Origin of the sequence: Microbacterium stercoris (assembly GCF_017592545.1) — a bacterium.
GTDB classification, from domain to species: Bacteria; Actinomycetota; Actinomycetes; order Actinomycetales; family Microbacteriaceae; genus Microbacterium; species Microbacterium stercoris.
Window position 1 is genome coordinate 372,950 of the sequence record NZ_JAGFOA010000003.1, and the last position, 17,917, is coordinate 390,866.

Consider the following 17,917-nt stretch of genomic DNA (forward strand, 5'->3'; position numbering starts at 1 on the left):
GTCGCCGGAAATCTCCGTCCGCTTTTTTGCCGGGTGTGCGACGCGAGCCGAGTCGCCCGGGCCTTCCCGCGAAAGCTCAGTTCAGAGGGGGCGTGTCCTCGGGGATCACGCCGTTGGCGTAGAGGTCGGTGGCGAGGTCGCGCAGGGCCCGCAACGCGACGCGCTGGGGGAGCGGGCCGTACGAGATGCGCGCGATGCCGAGCGCCTCGTACTCGGCGGCCGTCAGGGCCCCGGGCAGGCCGATGACGCTGACCTTGCGCTCGCCGATGCCCTCGACCAGCGCCCGGGTGAGGTCGCGATCGAGCGGAGCGGGCACGAACACGAGCGACGCTCCGGCCTCGAGGAAAGCCCGTCCGCGCGTGATCGCCTCCTGCAGGCGCTCCTCGATGGGGCCCGTCCCGCGCACGAAGGCATCCGTGCGGGCGTTCAGCTGGAAGGCCACGCCCTCCGCCTCGGCGGCCTTCACGATGGCCTCGACGCGCGCGACCGCGTCGGAGAGCGGAACCATGCGGTCCTCGACATTGGCGCCGACCACGCCCACCCCGATCGCGAGACGGGTGGTCTCGGCCGGGTCGTCGTAGCCGTTGTCGAGGTCGGCCGTCACCGGCAGATCCGTTGCGGCGACGATCTCCGCGACCGCGGCGAGCATCCGGTCGAGCGGGATCTCGCCGTCGGCGAAGCCGTGGCTCGCCGCGATCGAGTGTCCCGCCGTGGCGAGAGCCTTCGTGCCGGGAAGGTCGGCGACGACCTTGGCGCTGATGGCGTCCCAGACGTTGACGACGCGGAGGATCTCCGGCGCCTCGTGCAGCGCCTTGAGGGAGAGGGCGCGATCCTGTGTGGTGGTCATGGTCAGACGTTATCCCTGCCCGCCGACGTCAGGACAGGATCCGTCGATGAACTTCCTGCACGGATTTGGCGCCGTGTCCATGCCCTCGGCACAGGGGACGGGTGGGCGTATCTTCCGCCCATGGGAATCCTCATCTACGACAGCGTCGAGCCGCCCATCGAGATCGAGGATCGCGCGCTGTCTCATCTCAAGGTCGTCGTGCTCTCGAAGCTGAGGCGCGGGGAGAGCTTCGCGGTCTCGTGGAAGCACCCGCCCGGCAAGGCCGGCGGACGCTCGACCATCTGGCTGAACCCGGCCATCCCGCTGAGGTTCATCTTCGACGAGGACGAGCCGCCCGAGCTGAACCAGCGATGGCTTACCCGGATGTCCGAATCCGCGCACGCGCTCGGCGGCATCATGCTCACCCCCGAGGAGATCGAAGGCGAGAGCTGACGGCACGCAGCCCGCGTCGCCGGATGCCCTGTGGTGGGCCCAGTGGGGCTCGAACCCACGACCCGCGGATTAAAAGTCCGATGCTCTGCCAACTGAGCTATAGGCCCGCATCCACTCTAGATGCCCCGGGACGTGCGGCCGCGCCGCGCTCGCGCAGGCTTAGCCTTGAGGGATGACCGACGACTTCCACAAGCCCGTGAAGCGCCCGTCGGAGACCTTCGACCGGCTCTTCGAGGCGCCGGATCCCGCCGAGCTGTCGCGCGCCGCGCATTCCACCGCGGCGGTGCTGCTCTCCCGCGTGCGCGAGGAGCAGGATCCGGAGGCGGTCGACCGCCTCATCGCCTTCACGAAGCTGCACGGCATCGACGACATCGCCGAGCTCTGGTCGCGCTCCTCCGCGACCAGCCTGCCCGGATCGCTGTGGCGTCTGTACCTGCTGCAGGTCTCGATCCACGACGACCCGGCCACCGCGGCCCTGCTCTATGACCGAGGGCGCGTCGAGCTCGAGTCGTCCGACGCCGCCGTTGCGGGCGCGCCCACGCCGGCGGGCCCGACCGAGCTCGTCGCGCTGATCGACGCGATCCTTCGGGGCGCGTTCCAGGGCGACTTCGCCGTCGCGCTCGACCGCGCCGCGGCCTTCTGCCGCGTGGAGGCCTCCGGCGCCACGCACCTGGCCGACGACTACGAGCCCACCGAGCCGGAGCGCGCGAGCGAGCTCACCCGCCGCGCCCTGCGCCTGTCGACCTACGCGCGCGACCTCACGGTCTGTGCTCGCCTCTGGCGGCGCGACTCTCTCACCTGACGGGGCCCCGGGAATACCCGGCCGCCGGGCTTGTTAAACTGGGTACGCCGGGCCGCAGCAAACCCCGGGCTCCAATATTCGCCGCTCCGAGCGGCCTTGCGCCGAGAGGCGTTTCTGCGGCTCGGCGTTTCTCTTTTCCGGGGGCGCCGACGGTTGCAACCCGACTGCAAGACTTGCAAGCATCTTGCAACGGTGCGCAAGATATGGGCATGTCGAAGCGTCTGTCCGAGGTGGCTCAGAAGGTCGGAGTGAGCGAGGCGACGGTCAGTCGTGTGCTCAATCGCAAGCCGGGTGTATCGGAGGCGACCCGCGCCGCCGTGCTCACGGCGCTCGATGTGCTCGGCTACGAGCGGCCCGTGAAGCTGCGCGGCGACCGCGGGCGTCTGGTCGGCCTGGTGCTGCCCGAGCTCATCAACCCGATCTTCCCGGCCTTCGCCGAGGTGGTCGGCGGTGCGCTGGCTCAGCAGGGGTACACCCCGGTGCTGTGCACGCGCAGCGCGGGCGGCGTCTCGGAGGCCGAGTACGTCGACATGCTCCTCGGGCATCAGGTGTCTGGGGTGATCTTCGCCGGCGGCTTCTATGCCGAGCGCAACAAGGATCACGACCACTACGCGCTGCTGCGGGATCGCGGCCTGCCCACCGTGGTCGTCAACGGCGCGATCGAGGAGCTCGGCCTGCCCGGGGTCTCCTGCGACGACCTCATCGCCATGCGGCTCGCGCTGGGGCACATCGCCGCGCTCGGCCACACCCGCATCGGTCTCCTGCTCGGTCCGGGCGACCACGTGCCGTCCGAGCGCAAACTCGCGGCCGCTCGTGCGTGGGCGGCGGACAACGGCGTCGAGATCCCCGACGACATGGTCGTGCACGCGCAGTACTCGCTCGAGAGCGGCCAGGCGCTCGCCGGTCGCCTCCTCGCCGCGGGCGCCACGTCCATCGTCTGCGCGAGCGATCCGCTCGCGCTCGGCGCCGTGCGCGCGGCCCGTCGCGCGGGACTCAGCGTCCCGCGAGACGTGTCGATCGTCGGCTTCGACGACTCGGCGCTGATGAACCTCACCGACCCGTCGCTCACGACCGTGCGTCAGCCGATCGAGGCGATGGGCCGAGCGGTGGTGGAGATCCTCGCCGCCATGGTGGCGGGGGAGCCCGCGCCCCAGGAGGAGCTGCTGTTCGAACCCGAGCTGGTGGTGCGGGGATCCACCGCGGGGGCGCCGATGCGCTGACCCCACCCGACGGAAGGTCTCGTTTCCGTCACGCAAGAATCAACTTCTTGCGTTGATCCTGTCGAGTGCTTACGCTCAGTCATCGTGATGATGTCTGAGTCTCCTTCGCATGCCTCCGAGTGGTGGCGCCACGCGGTGATCTACCAGGTCTATCCGCGCAGCTTCGCCGACGCGGACGGCGACGGCACCGGCGACCTCGCCGGCGTGCGCTCCCGCCTGCCTTACCTCGCGAGCCTCGGCATCGACGCGATCTGGTTCACCCCGTGGTACGTCTCGCCGTTGGCGGACGGCGGGTACGACGTCGCCGACTACCGGGCGATCGACCCGCAGTTCGGCACGCTCGCCGACGCCGAGCAGCTGATCCGCGAGGCCCTCGACCTCGGCATCCGCACGATCGTCGACGTGGTGCCCAACCACGTCAGCGCCCAGCACCGCTGGTTCCAGGAGGCGCTGGCCGCCGGCCCGGGATCTCCCGAGCGGGAGCGCTTCTGGTTCCACCCGGGCAAGGGGCCGGATGGCGACGAGATGCCGACGAACTGGGTCTCCGACTTTCAGGGCACCACCTGGACCCGCACGACGAACCCCGACGGCACCCCGGGCGAGTGGTACCTGCACCTGTTCTCGCCCGAGCAGCCCGACCTGAACTGGGACCACCCCGACGTGCGCCGCGAGCACGAGGAGATCCTGCGCTTCTGGTTCGACCGCGGCGCCGCGGGCATCCGGATCGACTCCGCCGCCCTGCTGGTGAAGGACCGCACCCTGCCCGAGGTGCCCGCGGAGCCGGGCCCGGGTGGTCATCCGCACGCCGACCGCGACGAGCTGCACGACATCTATCGCGCCTGGCGCGCCATCGCCGACGAGTACCCCGAGCCGCGCGTGCTGATCGGCGAGGTGTGGCTGCCCGACGTGGAGCGCTTCACGCGGTTCCTCCGTCCGGACGAGATGCACACCGCCTTCAACTTCGACTTCATGGCGCGCCCCTGGGACGCCGAGCAGCTGCGCGAGTCGATCCGGGCGACGCTGGCCTCCCACGCGCCGGTCGCCGCGACCCCGACGTGGGTGCTCTCGAACCACGACGTCACCCGGCCCGTCACGCGCTACGGGCGCGAGGACAGTTCCTTCGCCTTCACGAAGAAGCGCTTCGGCACCCCCACCGACCTCGACCTCGGCACCCGCCGTGCCCGCGCGGCGGCCGTGCTGGTGGCCGCGCTGCCGGGCGCCATGTACGTGTACGAGGGCGACGAGCTGGGGCTGCCCGAGGTGGAGGACCTGCCGCGCGAGGCGATCCAGGATCCGATGCACTTCCGATCCGAGGGAGTGGACCCGGGTCGCGACGGATGCCGCGTGCCGCTGCCGTGGACCCGCGGCGGCAGCAGCTTCGGCTTCGGAGCCGACGGCGCCGCCGCGCCCTGGCTGCCGCAGCCCGCCGGCTGGGGCGAGCTGTCCGTCGAGGCGCAGGAGCAGGATCCGGCCTCGATGCTCGCGCTCTACCGCGCGGTGACCGCTCGCCGCCGCGCCGAGGCCTCGCTCGCCGACGCGCCCCTCGTCTGGCGGGAGGACGCCGGATCCGACGTGCTCGCCTTCACCCGCGGCGACGTCGCGGTGATCGCGAACCTCGGCGAGCAGCCGGTCGCCGTGACCGGGGAGATCCTGCTCGCCTCCGCCCCCGACGGCGGCCCCGCCCTCCCACGCGACACCGCCGTCTGGGTGCGCGTCACCCCCTGACCTTCCGTCCCACACCGATCCCCCATCCGGTCGCGCGACGTCGCCGACCGCTCTCACCGAGGAGAAGAGATGCACACCATCCGACGCCCGCTCGCGCTCGCCGCGGCGGGATCCATCGCCCTGGCACTGACAGCCTGCAGTGCCGGCACGGGCGGCGCCGACGACGGCGGCTCGGCCGACGGCAAGACGACCCTGCGCGTCGTCTCGCTGCTGCCCGGATCCGAGCAGGCCGCCATCGACGCCTTCAACGCGCAGGTCGAGGAGTTCGAGGCCGCGCACCCCGACATCGACGTGGTGCCCGAGGAGTACGAGTGGAAGGCCACGACCTTCGCGGCCCAGCTCGCGGGCGGCACGCTGCCCGATGTGTTCGAGATCCCCTTCACCGACGCGAAGACCCTGATCGAGAACGGCCAGCTCGCCGACATGGACGAGCAGTTCCACACCCTCGAGTACGCGGACCGGTTCAACCCGGCGGTGCTCGAGGCGGGCTCGGGCGAGGACGGCAAGGTCTACGCCGTGCCCGCCAAGAACGTCTACGGCGTGGGCCTGCACTACAACCGCGCCCTGTTCGAGTCGGCGGGGCTCGACCCCGACGTCCCCCCGACGACGTGGGACGAGGTCGCCGAGTACGCGAAGAAGATCGCCGATGCGAACCCCGGCGTCGCCGGCTACATGCAGATGTCGCAGAACAACACGGGCGGCTGGCAGCTCACGGTCGCCTCGTACGCACGCGGCGGCCGGATGCAGGAGGTCGCGGACGACGGAACGGTCACCTCGACCCTCCACAACGACGGCACCGTCGAGGCGCTGGAGTGGCTGAAGGAGCGCCGCTGGGAGGACAACTCGCTCGGCGCGAACTTCCTGCTCGACTGGGGCAGCATCAACGAGGCCTTCGCGGCCGGCCAGGTCGCGATGTTCACCTCGGGCTCGGACGTCTACACCTCGATGGTGCAGACCAACGCGCTCGACCCGGCCGTCTACGGCCTGACGGCGCTCCCGCTCGACGGTGACGACGCGGGCGTCCTCTCCGGCGGCACTCTCGCCGGCGTGCCGGCGAACGCGTCCGACGAGGTCAAGGACGCCGCGATCCAGTGGATCGACTTCTTCTACACGGCCAAGCTTGTCGACGAGGAGCGCGCCGTCGCCGACGCCGAGACGCTCGCCGCCGACAACCAGCCGATCGGCACCCCTGTGCTGCCCATGTTCGACCAGGCGCAGTACGAGCAGAACCAGGAGTGGATCGCCGACTACATCAACGTGCCGCTCGACCAGATGACGGGCTACACCGACAAGATGTTCGACCTGCCGCTCGTGGGCGAGTTCTCGCACAAGACGCAGGAGATCTACGCCCTCCTCGACCCGGTCGTGCAGGCCGTGCTCACCGACGAGAACGCCGACATCGACGCGCTGCTGAAGGCCGCCGACGAGCAGGCGCAGCAGTTGCTCGACGCGGAGTGACCGCCGCATCGTGAGCACCTCGTCTCCGGCGTCCCGTCGCCGCGGAGCCCGCTCGTGGCTCCGCGGCGACGGGGTGCACTCCCTCGTCTTCCTCCTGCCGCTCCTTCTGGTCTTCGGCGTCTTCTCGTGGTTCCCGATCCTGCGGTCCGTGGTGATGAGCCTGCAGAAGACCAACCTCGTCGCACCGCCCGAGTGGGTCGGCATCGACAACTTCGCCTACGTGCTCAACGACCCGCTGCTGCCGGTGGCCGTGGGCAACACCCTGTGGTTCGCGTTCCTCGCGCTGCTCATCGGCTTCCCCGTGCCGCTCATCGCGGGCGTGCTGATGAGCGAGGTGCGCCGTCTGCGGGGCCTCTACTCCGCGCTGGCGTACCTGCCCGTGGTGGTGCCGCCGGTCGTCTCGGTGCTGCTGTGGAAGGTGTTCTACAACGGCAGCCCCACCGGCGTCTTCAACACGATCCTCGGATGGGTGGGCCTCGGCCCCTTCCCCTGGCTGCAGGATCCGGACACCGCCATGCCGTCGCTGGTGCTCGCGGCGACCTGGGCCGGTGCGGGCGGCACGATCATCATCTACCTGGCCGCCCTGCTGTCGGTGCCGGCCGAGCTGTACGATGCGGCCGAGGTGGACGGCGCCGGGGTGTGGCGCAAGATCTGGCACGTGACGCTGCCGCAGCTGCGCGGAGTCGTCTTCATCACGCTGATCCTGCAGATCATCGCCACGGCGCAGGTGTTCCTCGAGCCGTACCTGTTCACCGGCGGCGGCCCCGCGAACGCGACGCTGACGATCCTGCTGCTGATCTACCGCTACGCGTTCGAGAACTCGCTCGGCGGCAACTACGGTGCCGCGACGGCACTGTCGCTCATGCTCGCCGCGGTGCTCGCCCTGTTCAGCGCCCTCTACTTCCGCCTCACCAAGTCCTGGAGCCAGTCATGACCGCCGTCGTCGCCCCGCCCCGCGGATCGATCCGCCGGCGGCGCCCCGCCTCGGACGAGGAGCGCGGCGCCGTCTCGGAGGCCGACTGGCGGCGCCCGTCGGTGCGATGGACGCTCGGCACCTCGCACGTGCTGCTGCTGGTGCTGCTCGTCGTCGCCGGCCTCGGCCCGATGCTGCTGCTGGCGAAGTTCGCGATCACGCCCACCGCCGACATCCTGCGCGAGCCGCTCGCCGTCTTCCCGAACGGCTTCGCGTGGGAGAACCTCGGCAAGGCGTGGAACGACGTGCAGATCAGCCGGTACTTCCTCAACACCGTGTGGCTCGCGCTGGGATCGTGGGCCTCCCAGATGCTCGTGGCCACCACGGGCGGCTACGTGCTGAGCGTGCTGCGTCCCCGGTACGGCCGCATCGTCGAGGGCCTGGTGCTGTCGACCATGTTCATCCCGTCGATCGTGCTGCTGGTGCCGCTGTACCTGACGATCCTGGATCCGCCGCTGCTGGGTCAGTCGATGATCAACAGCTTCTGGGCCGTGTGGCTGCCCGCCGGAGCCAGCGCGTTCAACGTGCTGCTCGTGCGCCGCTTCTTCGACACGCTCCCGAGGGAGGTGTTCGAGGCTGCGCGCATGGACGGTGCGGGTCCGTACCGCATCTTCCTGCTGATGGTCCTGCCCATGTCGAAGCCGATCCTCGGAGTGGTGTCGGTGTTCGCCATCATCGCCAGCTGGAAGGACTTCCTCTGGCCGCTGCTGGTGCTGAAGGATCCGTCGATCCAGCCGCTCTCGGTGCGGCTGCCGGCCATCGCGGGATCGACCGAGCTGGGGGTGTTCCTCGCGGCGCTCGCGATCGCGACGCTGATCCCGGTCGCGCTGTTCCTGCTGTTCCAGCGCACCTTCCTCGCGAGCGCGGGGCTGGGGGGCGCCGTCAAGGGCTGAGCGGCGACGCCGTCGGTCTAGGCTCGACTCGCCGTCACCGTCTCGTGCCTGGAGGAAACAATGACCTGGCGCTTCGCCCTTCTCGTGGCCCCCGTCGACGCCGCGGACACCCGCACCGACTTCTCCGGCACCCTGTCGGTGATCGATCCGGATGCGCCCGCGCTGAGCGTGGGCGAGCTGAGCACGCAGCGCGGCGACGGCATCTTCGAGACCATCGGCGTCGTCGACGGCCACCCGCAGGAGGTGCAGGCGCACCTCGAACGTCTCGCGCATTCAGCCCGCCTCTGCGACCTCCCGGCGCCGAACCTGTCGCAGTGGCGGGCGGCCGTCGACCGCGCCGCGGCGGAATGCCCGGCGGGGGAGAGCGCGATCAAGCTCCTGCTCAGCCGCGGCGTCGAACGCGTCGCGACGGGCCTCGAGGGCCCGACGGCCTGGGTCACGGCCTCGCCCGCCGCCGACTTCACGCGGGCGCGTGCCGAGGGCATCCGGGTCGCCACCCTCGATCGCGGCCTCGATTCGGGCGCCGCCGTGCGCGCGCCCTGGCTGCTGCTGGGGGCCAAGACCCTCTCGTACGCGGTCAACATGGCCGCGCTGCGCGAGGCGCACCGTCGAGGCGCGGATGACGCGATCTTCCTCGCGAGCGACGGCTACGTGCTCGAGGCGCCCACGGCCTCGGTCATCCTGCGTCGCGACGATCGCTTCATCACGCCCGAGCCCACGGGCGGCATCCTGCAGGGAACCACCCAGCTCAGCCTCTTCGACTGGCTCGAGGAGAACGGCCACTCCACCGACTACGAGCACGTGCCCGCCGGATCGCTCGCCGACGCCGACGGCCTGTGGCTCGTCTCGAGCGTGCGCCTGGCCGCGCCGGTCACACACCTCGACGGTCGGGAGATGCCGGTCGACGCCGAGCTCACCGCCGCGATGAACGCCTACCTGCTGAGCCCGCGCGACTAGAGCTTCGCGGCCCTGCCGCCGGAGATCCCCACGGCCAGCGGGGGCACCGCCATGCCCAGCGCCCGCGACGGGGCGAGTGCCGTGAGCTCGACGATGAGGGCCGGATCCGCGCCGCGCGCGAGCAGACGGTTCACCGCATCCGAGACGGACGAGGTGGATCCCGCGATCGCGCCATCCGCCGTGAGCGCGAGACCGTCTCGCACCGTCACCGGCGAGCCGGCGAGGGTGTAGGCGCCGTCGCCGAGCCCCGCCGCCGCCATCGCGTCCGAGACGAGCAGGGCGCGGCCCGCGCACTCCCGCAGGGCGAGGTCGATCACCCGGTCGTCGAGGTGCTCGCCGTCGCCGATCAGCTCGACCGAGAGCCGCGCGTCGCTGAGCGCGACGCCGACCGGCCCGGGGGAGCGATGGTGCAGCGGCGGCATCCCGTTGAAGAGGTGCGTCACGACGGACGCGCCACGGTCGACCGCCTGTGCCACGACGTCGGTCGAGGCCTCGGTATGGCCGATGGCGACGCGCACGCCGGCCGCCACGAGCGCGGGGATGACCTCGAGGGCGCCCGGGAGCTCGGGTGCCAGGGTGATCATGCGCACGGTCCCGTCGCCCGCCTCCAGCAGACGGTCGATCTCGGGGCGCGACGGCGCTCGCAGCAGCGCCGGATTGTGGGCGCCGCGGCGCCCCTCGCTGAGGAACGGCCCCTCCAGGTGGAGGCCCGCGAGCAGGCCCTCGCGCACCATCGGCGCGAGCTCGGCGAGGCGCAGGCCGGTGTCGTCCACGGTGCCGGTGGCGAGCGAGGCGACGAGCGACGTGGAGCCGCGCGAGGCGTGCCACGCGATCGCGAGGGACGGATCCGAGCCGACGGTCGCGAAGTCGAGACCGCAGGCGCCGTGGACGTGGACGTCGACGAAGCCGGGCACGATCGCATCGACGCGGTGGCGCGCCGTGGACAGCACACCCGAACCGCGCTCGACCACGCGCCCGTGCGACACCCGCACCCAGCCGGGACCGTCCGATCCGGATCCGTCGATCACCCGATCCGCCGCGATCACTGTCATGCGGCCATCCTGCCGTACGAACGCGAAACGACCCCGCCTGAGGGCGGGGTCGTGCGCGCTGCGGGGGCGTGGATCACCCGAAGCGGCCGGAGACGTAGTCCTCGGTGGCCTGCACCGACGGCGACGTGAAGATCTTCTCCGTCTCGTCGAACTCGATGAGCTTGCCCGGCTTGCCGGTGCCGGCGATGTTGAAGAACGCGGTCTTGTCGCTCACGCGCGAGGCCTGCTGCATGTTGTGCGTCACGATGACCACGGTGTAGTCGTTCTTGAGCTCGTTGATGAGCTCCTCGACCGCGAAGGTCGAGATCGGGTCGAGGGCCGAGCAGGGCTCGTCCATCAGGATCACCTCGGGCGAGACGGCGATCGTGCGGGCGATGCACAGACGCTGCTGCTGACCGCCCGACAGGCCCGAACCGGGACGATCGAGGCGGTCCTTGACCTCGTTCCAGAGGTTGGCGCCGCGCAGCGACTTCTCGACGAGGTCGTCGGCGTCGCCCTTCGAGATGCGCTTGTTGTTCAGGGTGACGCCGGCCAGCACGTTCTCGCGGATCGACATGGTGGGGAACGGGTTCGGGCGCTGGAAGACCATGCCCACCTGGCGGCGCACCATCACCGGATCCACGCCGGTGCCGTACAGGTCCTCGCCGTCGAGCAGCACCTCGCCCTGCACGCGCGCGCCCGGGATGACCTCGTGCATGCGGTTCAGGGTGCGCAGGAAGGTCGACTTGCCGCAGCCCGACGGGCCGATGAAGGCCGTGACGGTGCGGGGCTGGATCTCGATGTTCACGCCCTCGACGGCGAGGAAGTCGCCGTAGTAGACGTTCAGGTCGTTGACTTCGATGCTCTTCGACATCAGGTTCTCTTTCGCAGTCTCTGGGGTTCGGGTCAGCGGCCGGTCATCTTCGGCGCGAAGATCTTGGCGATCACACGCGCGCCGAGGTTGAGCACCATGACGATGAAGATGAGGGTCAGGGCCGCGGCCCATGCACGGTCGAGGTACGCCTGGACGTCCACACCGGGCTGGTCGTAGCTGATGAACGCGAACACGGGCAGCGTCATCATCGGGTCGTCGAACAGGTTCACGTTGAGGTTCGGCGTGATGCCGGCGGTGAGCACAAGGGGCGCCGTCTCGCCGATGACGCGCGAGATCGACAGCATGATGGTCGTCGTGATGCCGGTGACGGCCGTGGGCAGCACGACCTTCACGATCGTCAGCCAGCGCGGCACGCCGAGCGCGTACGACGCCTCGCGCAGCTCGTTGGGCACGATGCGCAGCATCTCCTCGGTTCCGCGCACGACGACCGGGATCATCAGCACGCTGAGCGCGAGCGCGCCCATGAAGCCGAACGAGACGCCCGGACCGAGGATGAGCGAGAACACCGCGTAGATGAACAGACCCGCGACGATCGAGGGGATGCCCGTCATGACGTCGACGAGGAAGGTGATGATCTTCGCGATGCGGCCGTTGGCGCCGTACTCGACGAGATAGATCGCGGTCATGATGCCGATCGGCACCGAGATCAGGGCGGCCACCAGCGTGATGAGCACCGTGCCCCAGATGGCGTGCACGGCGCCGCCGCCGGCGCCGACGATGTTGCGCATCGAGAAGCTGAAGAACTCGCCGTCCATGCGGGTGAGGCCGTTGACGACCACCGTGAACAGCAGCGAGACGAGCGGGATGAGCGCGAGCACGAAGGCGCTCGCGACGAGCGCCGTCATCAGGCGGTCGGTGGCGTGGCGGCGGCTCTCGGCGATGCTCGAGACGACCGTGATCGCGATCAGGTAGATCACCATGCCCAGCAGGAGCGTGCCGGCGATGTTGAACTCCGCGAGGTCACCCGAGGTGTTCAGCAGCGCGAAGAGCACCCCCGAGACGAACATCGAGAACGCGAGAAGGATCCACGGCATGCTCTTGGGCAGGTGCCCCGAGGTCAGCTGGGAGATCGGGCGGGAGGGCGCGACGGCGGTCATCAGTTGGCTCCGGAGAACTCGGCTCGGCGGGCCACGATCCAGCGCGCGAGGAAGTTGACGGCGAAGGTCACCACGAACAGGATCAGACCCGCCGCGACCAGGGTGGCGGTGCCGTCGCCGTGCGCCTCGGGGAAGCGCAGCGCGATGGTGGCGGGGATCGTCGACGGGTTGACCGTGCTCAGCAGCTGGAAGGTCACGAGCGACGACGGCGCGAGCACCATCGCGACGGCCATGGTCTCGCCGAGCGCGCGGCCGAGGCCGAGCATGGCGCCGGACACGATGCCGGAGCGGGCGAAGGGGAGCACCGCCATCCGGATCATCTCCCAGCGGGTCGCGCCGAGGGCCAAGGCGGCCTCCTCGTGCAGCTTCGGGGTCTGCAGGAAGATCTCACGGCAGATGGCCGTCATGATCGGCAGGATCATCACGGCCAGAACGAGGGCGGCGGTCAGGATCGTCTTGCCCGAGCCCGACGGCGCGGTGCCCTCGTCGACGGCGAAGATCGGGATCCAGCCGAGGTTCTGGTTCAGCCACTTGTAGAACGGCACGAGCACGGGGGCGAAGGTGAGCGCGCCCCACAGGCCGAACACGACCGACGGCACGGCCGCGAGCAGGTCGATGACGTAGCCGATGACGCCGGCGAGCTTGCGCGGCGCGTAGTGCGAGATGAACAGGGCGATTCCGAGCGCGATCGGCGTCGCGACGACGAGCGCGATCGCCGCGGCCCAGACGGTTCCGAAGACGATGGGGCCCACCCACGTCCAGAACGACTCGCCCTTGAGGATGTTGTTGTCGGTCGTGTCGGACTGGAACGCCGGCAGCGACTGGATCACGAGGAACAGCGCGACCGCGGCCAGCGTGACCAGGATGACGATGCCCGATCCGAGCGCGGTGCCCGAGAAGATGCGGTCGCCGAGGCGCTTGACGGCCTTCGGTGGCGTGCCCGGCGCTGCGGCGGCGGTGGCCGGCGGCTCGGTCATGGTCGTGGTCATGCGGGGGTCCCACTCCTCAGAGGCTCGGGTTCAGCAAGGGAAACGCGGGTGGTGCGGGCCGGCCCCTGCCGGGGCCGTGACGGGCCGGAGCCCTCGCGCTCCTCGAGGATGAGGATCCCACGAGGGGAGCGCGAGGGCACCGGCTTCGTCGTTCAGGCGATCAGGATCACTCCGTGACGATCGCGTCGATCGCGGTCGCGACCTTCTCGATCAGGCCGGCCGAGAGGGGAGCGGCACCGGCGGCCTCGGCGGCGACCTGCTGGCCCTCCTCCGAGGTGACGTACTGCAGGTAGCCCTTGACCAGGGAGGCGACCTCGGCGTCCTCGTACTCGACGCAGCCGATCAGGTACGAGACGAGCGCGATCGGGTACGAGCCGGCGGGAGCGGCGGCCGGGTCGACGGCGAAGGCGAGGTCGTGAGCGGCACGGCCCTCCTCGAGCGGCGAAGCCTCGACGAGCGCCGCGGCGGCCTCGGCCGAGTACGGGATGAACTCGTCGCCGTTCTTCACGGCCACGGAGCCGAGGTCCGAGGTGCGCGACGCGTCGGCGAAGCCGATGTAGCCCTCGCCGGCCTTGATCGCGTCGACGACACCCGAGGTGCCGTCGGCGCCCTCACCCGACTGCAGCGGCCACTCGTCGGAGGGCTCGTAGGTCCAGACCGACGGCGCCGTGGCGGCGAGGTAGCTCTGGAAGGTCTCCTGCGTGCCCGAGGCGTCGGCGCGGTGGACGGGCGTGATGATCGTGTCGGGCAGCTCGACGCCCTCGTTCAGCGCGGCGATCGCCGGGTCGTTCCAGGTCGTGATCTTGCCCGAGAAGATCTTGGCGATCGTGTCGGCGTCGAGGTTGAGCTCCTTGATGTCGCCCAGGTTGAAGGCGACCGCGATGGGCGAGATGTAGTTCGGCACCTCGACGATGTCGTCCGAGGCGCAGGCGCCGAAGCCGCCCTCCTCGATCTCCTCGATCTTGAACGCACGGTCGGAGCCGATGAAGTCGGAGGCGCCCGCCTTGAAGTTGTCGCGGCCGACACCCGAGCCGGTGGCCTCGTAGAGCACGTTGGCGTCGGCGTTCGCGGTCTGGAAGCCGGCGACCCAGGCCTCCTGGGCCGAACCCTGCGAGGAGGCGCCCGTGGCGTCGATCGTGCCGGAGAGCGAGGTGGTCTCGGCTCCGTTGTCGGCCGGGGCGCTGTCGGCGGGAGCGGCGGTCTCGTTGGCTGCGCAGCCGGCGAGCGTGAAGGCGGCGACGGCGCCGAGAGCGGCGATGGTCGAGAAGCGGGTGATCTTCACTGTGTGTCCGTTTCGATTCGGGATTCTTGGGACGTGCCGACCTCGACGTGGGGCACACGAGGAACGTAGGAGGGGCTGGTGAAGAGACTGCGCTGTGGCGGTTAACAGAAGGTGAACGCCCTGTCTCGATCACGCATAAAGCCCGGAATACCGCGCATTTCGCGCGGATTCCGGGCTTGCTGAGCGAGAGCCGAGAACGGCCGGATCAGAGCTTCGGGGCGTGGGTCTCGATCGCGACGATGCCGGATCCGGGATTCGTCGCCGAGATGTGCACAACGCTGAAGGCGCCGGGCTCGAGCGCGGCGGCGTCCGAGAGGTACGACCCGCGCAGGGTGCCGGTGGCGAGCGCGAGCTCCTCGAGGATCTCGGGCAGCACCGGCCCGTGGCTGCACAGCACCGCGGGCTTGCCTGCGCGCACGCGGCGCCCGACCACGGCGCGCACGTCGGAGGTGCCGTCCTCCCAGGCGTCCTGGCTGAGGAGGTCGGTCTCGCGCACGCGGGTGCCGAGCGCGTCCGCCAGCGGCGCGACGGTCTGCAGGCACCGCACCGCGGTCGAGGAGACGATGCGTCGCACGCCGAACGCGCGCAGGGCGCCCACGACCGATTTCGCCTGCGCCTTGCCTCGCGGGTGCAGCGGGCGCAGCATGTCGCGGCCCTTCCAGTCGTCGCGGGGGACGGCCTTGCCATGACGCAGGGCGATGACCGGGAAGGTGTGCAGCACGCCGTCTTCGACGAGCTTCTCGAAGTGCTCCAGGATCTCGATGTCGACGGGGTAGCTCAGGCGTGTGTGCGCCTTCTTGAGGCTGACCCATTCGAGGCCCGAGATCTCGTCGTTCGGAACGAACGCGCTCTCGCGGATCGCTTGGTCGGTCGCGGGGGCCGACCAGTAGTGCACGATCTTCTGCTTGCCGCTGGGCAGGTGGTAGCGCGAGATCCCGAGCTGCGGCCCGAGCGCTGTGCGGATGCCGGTCTCCTCGAAGATCTCCCGCACGGCGGTCTCGGCGAGCATCTCGCCGGGCTCCACCTTGCCCTTGGGCAGGGTGATGTCGCGGTACTTGGTGCGATGGATCAGCAGCACCCGCAGCCCGCCCTGCGCCGTGACGCGCCAGACGACGCCGCCCGCGGCGTAGACAGCCAGATCCGCCTTCATCGGATCGCGCGCGCCTGCCTGCGACGCTTCACGCTCGACATCCGGCGATCCTGCAGGTCGATGAGCGGCTTGCCGTGCTCATCGACGCTGTGGCGCGTCCACACGCCGCCCTCGCCCAGGTGCCAGGATGCGACCCGCTCGTCCATGGCCAGATCGAACAGCGCGAGCAGCTCGCTCACGTGCTTGGCGGAGGTCACCCGCACCAGGGCCTCGACACGCCGGTCGAGGTTGCGGTGCATCATGTCGGCCGAGCCGATGTAGACCTCCGGCTCGCCGCCGTTGCCGAAGGCGAAGATGCGCGAGTGCTCCAGGTAGCGCCCGAGAATGGAGCGCACCGTGATGTTGTCGCTCACGCCCGGCAGGTCGGTGCGCAGCGAGCAGATGCCGCGCACCCAGACGTCGACCTTCGCGCCCGCCGCGCTTGCGCGGTACAGGGCGTCGATGATCTGCTCGTCGACCATCGAGTTGACCTTGATGCGCACGTGGCCGCCCTTGCCGTCGAGGGCGTTCTGCGCCTCGCGGTCGATGAGCCGCAGCAGGCCCTTGCGCAGGTGGAGGGGAGCGACGAGCAGGCGCTTGAACTTCTTCTCGATCGCGTAGCCCGACAGCTCGTTGAACAGGCGGGTGAGGTCGCGGCCCACCTGCGCGTCGGCGGTGAAGAGGCTGAGGTCCTCGTAGAGGCGCGACGTCTTGGGGTTGTAGTTGCCGGTGCCGACGTGGCTGTAGGTGCGCAGCTCGTCCTTCTCCTCGCGGATGACGAGCGTCAGCTTGCTGTGCGTCTTGAGGCCGACGAGGCCGTAGACGACGTGCACGCCCGCCTTCTCGAGCTTGCGCGCCCAGACGATGTTGTTGGCCTCGTCGAAGCGCGCCTTGATCTCGACCAGGGCGAGCACCTGCTTGCCGGACTCGGCCGCGTCGATCAGCGCCTCCACGATGGGGCTGTCGCCCGAGGTGCGGTACAGGGTCTGCTTGATCGCCAGCACGTGCGGGTCGCGGGCGGCCTGCTCCAGGAACGCCTGCACCGAGGTCGCGAACGACTCGTACGGGTGGTGCACGAGCACGTCGGACTTGCGGATGGCCGCGAAGATGTCGGCGCGAGACTCCTGGTCGACCGGCTGGAACGCCAGCGCGGTCGTGGGCACGTGCGGTGCGTAGCGCAGCTCGGGCCGCCGGATGCCCGCCACCTCGAACAGGGCGCGCAGGTCGAGCAGCCCCGGCACGCGGTAGACCTCCTGCTCGGTGATGTCGAGCTCCTTGATGAGGAGGTCGAGCGTCACCGCATCCATGTCCTCGCCGATCTCGAGGCGGATCGGCGGGCCGAACCGGCGGCGCAGCAGCTCGGCCTCGAGCGCCTGGATGAGGTTCTCGGTCTCGTCCTCCTCGATCACCATGTCCTCGTTGCGCGTGAGGCGGAAGGTGTGGTGATCCAGGATCTGCATGCCCGGGAAGAGGTCGTCCAGGTGCTGGGCGATGAGCTCCTCCAGCGGCAGGAACCGCGTGCGTGTGCCGTCTCCCGGCACCGCGACGAAGCGCGGCATCATCTGCGGCACCTTCAGGCGCGCGAACTCCTGGCGGCCCGTGCGCGCGTTGCGGATCCGGATCGCGAGATTCAGCGACAGTCCCGAGATGTAGGGGAAGGGGTGAGCCGGATCGACCGCGAGCGGCATCAGGATCGGGAACACCTTCGCCTGGAAGTAGTCGTACATGCCCGAGCGCTCGGTGTCGTCGAGGTCGTCCCATCCGACCACCTCGATGCCGGCCTCGGACAGTGCCGGGCGCACGCTCTCGCTCCATGCGGTGGCGTGGCGCACCTGCAGCGCGTGCGCCGCGGCGGAGATCGCGGCCAGCGCTTCGGACGGCGAGGTGCCGACGTTGGTCGGCACCGCGAGACCGGTCACGATGCGGCGCTTGAGGCCGGCCACCCGCACCATGAAGAACTCGTCGAGGTTGCTCGCGAAGATGGCGAGGAAGTTGGCGCGCTCCAGCAGCGGGGTCTTCGGATCCTCCGCCAGCTCCAGCACACGCTGGTTGAACGCGAGCCAGCTCAGCTCACGGTCGAGGTAGCGGTTCTCGGGCAGCTGGGCGTCGGGCGCTTCGACGGCATCATCGAAGTCGTCGTCCTCGGCGTCGCTGATGCCGGAGTCCACGATGGCGGAGTCGATCATG

Annotated in this window: 16 protein-coding genes and 1 tRNA gene; 8 read left to right on the plus strand and 9 right to left on the minus strand. The window is 70.1% G+C overall.

All coding sequences use genetic code 11. The features are described from left to right. Window positions 1-76: 76 nt before the first annotated feature. On the minus strand, window positions 77-847 hold the full coding sequence (locus tag J5V96_RS09630) for an isocitrate lyase/PEP mutase family protein (RefSeq protein WP_208503194.1): 771 nt from the start codon (window positions 845-847) through the stop codon (window positions 77-79). Between the two features lie 120 nt (window positions 848-967). On the opposite strand from J5V96_RS09630, the gene J5V96_RS09635 reads away from it, so the two are divergent. Continuing rightward, window positions 968-1,279, plus strand: a complete 312-nt coding sequence (locus tag J5V96_RS09635) for a DUF7882 family protein (protein WP_208503196.1) — start codon at window positions 968-970, stop codon at window positions 1,277-1,279. A 31-nt stretch (window positions 1,280-1,310) separates the two neighbouring features. On the opposite strand, the gene J5V96_RS09640 is transcribed toward J5V96_RS09635, so the two are convergent. Further along, window positions 1,311-1,386, minus strand: a tRNA-Lys gene (locus J5V96_RS09640). Window positions 1,387-1,451: 65 nt separating this feature from the next. On the opposite strand from J5V96_RS09640, the gene J5V96_RS09645 reads away from it, so the two are divergent. The 7 genes from J5V96_RS09645 to J5V96_RS09675 all read left to right on the plus strand — a co-directional run bounded on the left by J5V96_RS09645 (window position 1,452) and on the right by J5V96_RS09675 (window position 9,307). Then, window positions 1,452-2,081 (plus strand): DNA-directed RNA polymerase subunit beta, encoded by a 630-nt coding sequence (locus J5V96_RS09645; protein ID WP_208503198.1) that lies wholly within the window; start codon window positions 1,452-1,454, stop codon window positions 2,079-2,081. A gap of 209 nt (window positions 2,082-2,290) precedes the next feature. After that, a complete protein-coding gene (locus tag J5V96_RS09650; RefSeq protein ID WP_208503200.1) occupies window positions 2,291-3,301 on the plus strand; it encodes a LacI family DNA-binding transcriptional regulator in 1,011 nt (336 codons plus the stop codon). Window positions 3,302-3,388: 87 nt separating this feature from the next. Then, on the plus strand, window positions 3,389-5,026 hold the full coding sequence (locus J5V96_RS09655) for a glycoside hydrolase family 13 protein (protein WP_208503424.1): 1,638 nt from the start codon (window positions 3,389-3,391) through the stop codon (window positions 5,024-5,026). 69 nt (window positions 5,027-5,095) lie between these two features. Next, a complete protein-coding gene (locus tag J5V96_RS09660; protein ID WP_208503202.1) occupies window positions 5,096-6,484 on the plus strand; it encodes an ABC transporter substrate-binding protein in 1,389 nt (462 codons plus the stop codon). A 10-nt stretch (window positions 6,485-6,494) separates the two neighbouring features. Next, the gene (locus J5V96_RS09665) at window positions 6,495-7,418 is read left to right on the plus strand and encodes a carbohydrate ABC transporter permease (protein WP_208503204.1); all 924 of its coding nucleotides are present in this window, start codon (window positions 6,495-6,497) and stop codon (window positions 7,416-7,418) included. Beyond that, window positions 7,415-8,350, plus strand: a complete 936-nt coding sequence (locus J5V96_RS09670) for a carbohydrate ABC transporter permease (RefSeq protein ID WP_208503206.1) — start codon at window positions 7,415-7,417, stop codon at window positions 8,348-8,350. The genes J5V96_RS09665 and J5V96_RS09670 overlap by 4 nt, the downstream gene beginning before the upstream one ends. A gap of 60 nt (window positions 8,351-8,410) precedes the next feature. Beyond that, window positions 8,411-9,307 (plus strand): aminodeoxychorismate lyase, encoded by an 897-nt coding sequence (locus J5V96_RS09675; protein ID WP_208503208.1) that lies wholly within the window; start codon window positions 8,411-8,413, stop codon window positions 9,305-9,307. On the opposite strand, the gene J5V96_RS09680 is transcribed toward J5V96_RS09675, so the two are convergent. From J5V96_RS09680 to J5V96_RS09710, 7 genes are all read right to left on the minus strand, one after another. Then, window positions 9,304-10,359, minus strand: coding sequence for an N-acetylglucosamine-6-phosphate deacetylase (locus J5V96_RS09680; RefSeq protein ID WP_208503210.1), 1,056 nt, complete (start codon window positions 10,357-10,359; stop codon window positions 9,304-9,306). The two genes, J5V96_RS09675 and J5V96_RS09680, sit on opposite strands and share 4 nt — an antisense overlap. A 73-nt stretch (window positions 10,360-10,432) precedes the next feature. Further along, window positions 10,433-11,212 (minus strand): phosphate ABC transporter ATP-binding protein PstB, encoded by a 780-nt coding sequence (pstB, locus tag J5V96_RS09685; protein ID WP_208503212.1) that lies wholly within the window; start codon window positions 11,210-11,212, stop codon window positions 10,433-10,435. A gap of 32 nt (window positions 11,213-11,244) precedes the next feature. Next, on the minus strand, window positions 11,245-12,330 hold the full coding sequence (pstA, locus tag J5V96_RS09690) for a phosphate ABC transporter permease PstA (RefSeq protein WP_208503214.1): 1,086 nt from the start codon (window positions 12,328-12,330) through the stop codon (window positions 11,245-11,247). Further along, window positions 12,330-13,319 (minus strand): phosphate ABC transporter permease subunit PstC, encoded by a 990-nt coding sequence (gene pstC, locus J5V96_RS09695; RefSeq protein WP_236014678.1) that lies wholly within the window; start codon window positions 13,317-13,319, stop codon window positions 12,330-12,332. The genes pstA and pstC overlap by 1 nt, the downstream gene beginning before the upstream one ends. Before the next feature lie 166 nt (window positions 13,320-13,485). Further along, window positions 13,486-14,601 (minus strand): phosphate ABC transporter substrate-binding protein PstS, encoded by a 1,116-nt coding sequence (locus tag J5V96_RS09700; RefSeq protein ID WP_208503216.1) that lies wholly within the window; start codon window positions 14,599-14,601, stop codon window positions 13,486-13,488. A 205-nt stretch (window positions 14,602-14,806) separates the two neighbouring features. Beyond that, entirely contained in the window at window positions 14,807-15,751 is a 945-nt protein-coding gene (locus J5V96_RS09705; protein WP_208503218.1) for an NUDIX hydrolase, read from the minus strand. After that, complete coding sequence (locus J5V96_RS09710) at window positions 15,748-17,916, minus strand: RNA degradosome polyphosphate kinase (RefSeq protein ID WP_208503220.1); 2,169 nt, start codon at window positions 17,914-17,916, stop codon at window positions 15,748-15,750. Before J5V96_RS09710 ends, J5V96_RS09705 begins: the two co-directional genes overlap by 4 nt. Between the last annotated feature and the right edge of the window lies 1 nt (window position 17,917).

Coding starts and splice junctions, on each gene's coding strand:
- J5V96_RS09630 (WP_208503194.1), bottom strand. CDS start 847: ATGACCACCACACAGGATCGCGCCCTCTCCCTCAAGGCGCTGCACGAG.
- J5V96_RS09635 (WP_208503196.1), top strand. CDS start 968: ATGGGAATCCTCATCTACGACAGCGTCGAGCCGCCCATCGAGATCGAG.
- J5V96_RS09645 (WP_208503198.1), top strand. CDS start 1,452: ATGACCGACGACTTCCACAAGCCCGTGAAGCGCCCGTCGGAGACCTTC.
- J5V96_RS09650 (WP_208503200.1), top strand. CDS start 2,291: ATGTCGAAGCGTCTGTCCGAGGTGGCTCAGAAGGTCGGAGTGAGCGAG.
- J5V96_RS09655 (WP_208503424.1), top strand. CDS start 3,389: ATGATGTCTGAGTCTCCTTCGCATGCCTCCGAGTGGTGGCGCCACGCG.
- J5V96_RS09660 (WP_208503202.1), top strand. CDS start 5,096: ATGCACACCATCCGACGCCCGCTCGCGCTCGCCGCGGCGGGATCCATC.
- J5V96_RS09670 (WP_208503206.1), top strand. CDS start 7,415: ATGACCGCCGTCGTCGCCCCGCCCCGCGGATCGATCCGCCGGCGGCGC.
- J5V96_RS09675 (WP_208503208.1), top strand. CDS start 8,411: ATGACCTGGCGCTTCGCCCTTCTCGTGGCCCCCGTCGACGCCGCGGAC.
- J5V96_RS09680 (WP_208503210.1), bottom strand. CDS start 10,359: ATGACAGTGATCGCGGCGGATCGGGTGATCGACGGATCCGGATCGGAC.
- pstB (WP_208503212.1), bottom strand. CDS start 11,212: ATGTCGAAGAGCATCGAAGTCAACGACCTGAACGTCTACTACGGCGAC.
- pstA (WP_208503214.1), bottom strand. CDS start 12,330: ATGACCGCCGTCGCGCCCTCCCGCCCGATCTCCCAGCTGACCTCGGGG.
- pstC (WP_236014678.1), bottom strand. CDS start 13,319: ATGACCACGACCATGACCGAGCCGCCGGCCACCGCCGCCGCAGCGCCG.
- J5V96_RS09705 (WP_208503218.1), bottom strand. CDS start 15,751: ATGAAGGCGGATCTGGCTGTCTACGCCGCGGGCGGCGTCGTCTGGCGC.
- J5V96_RS09710 (WP_208503220.1), bottom strand. CDS start 17,916: ATGATCGACTCCGCCATCGTGGACTCCGGCATCAGCGACGCCGAGGAC.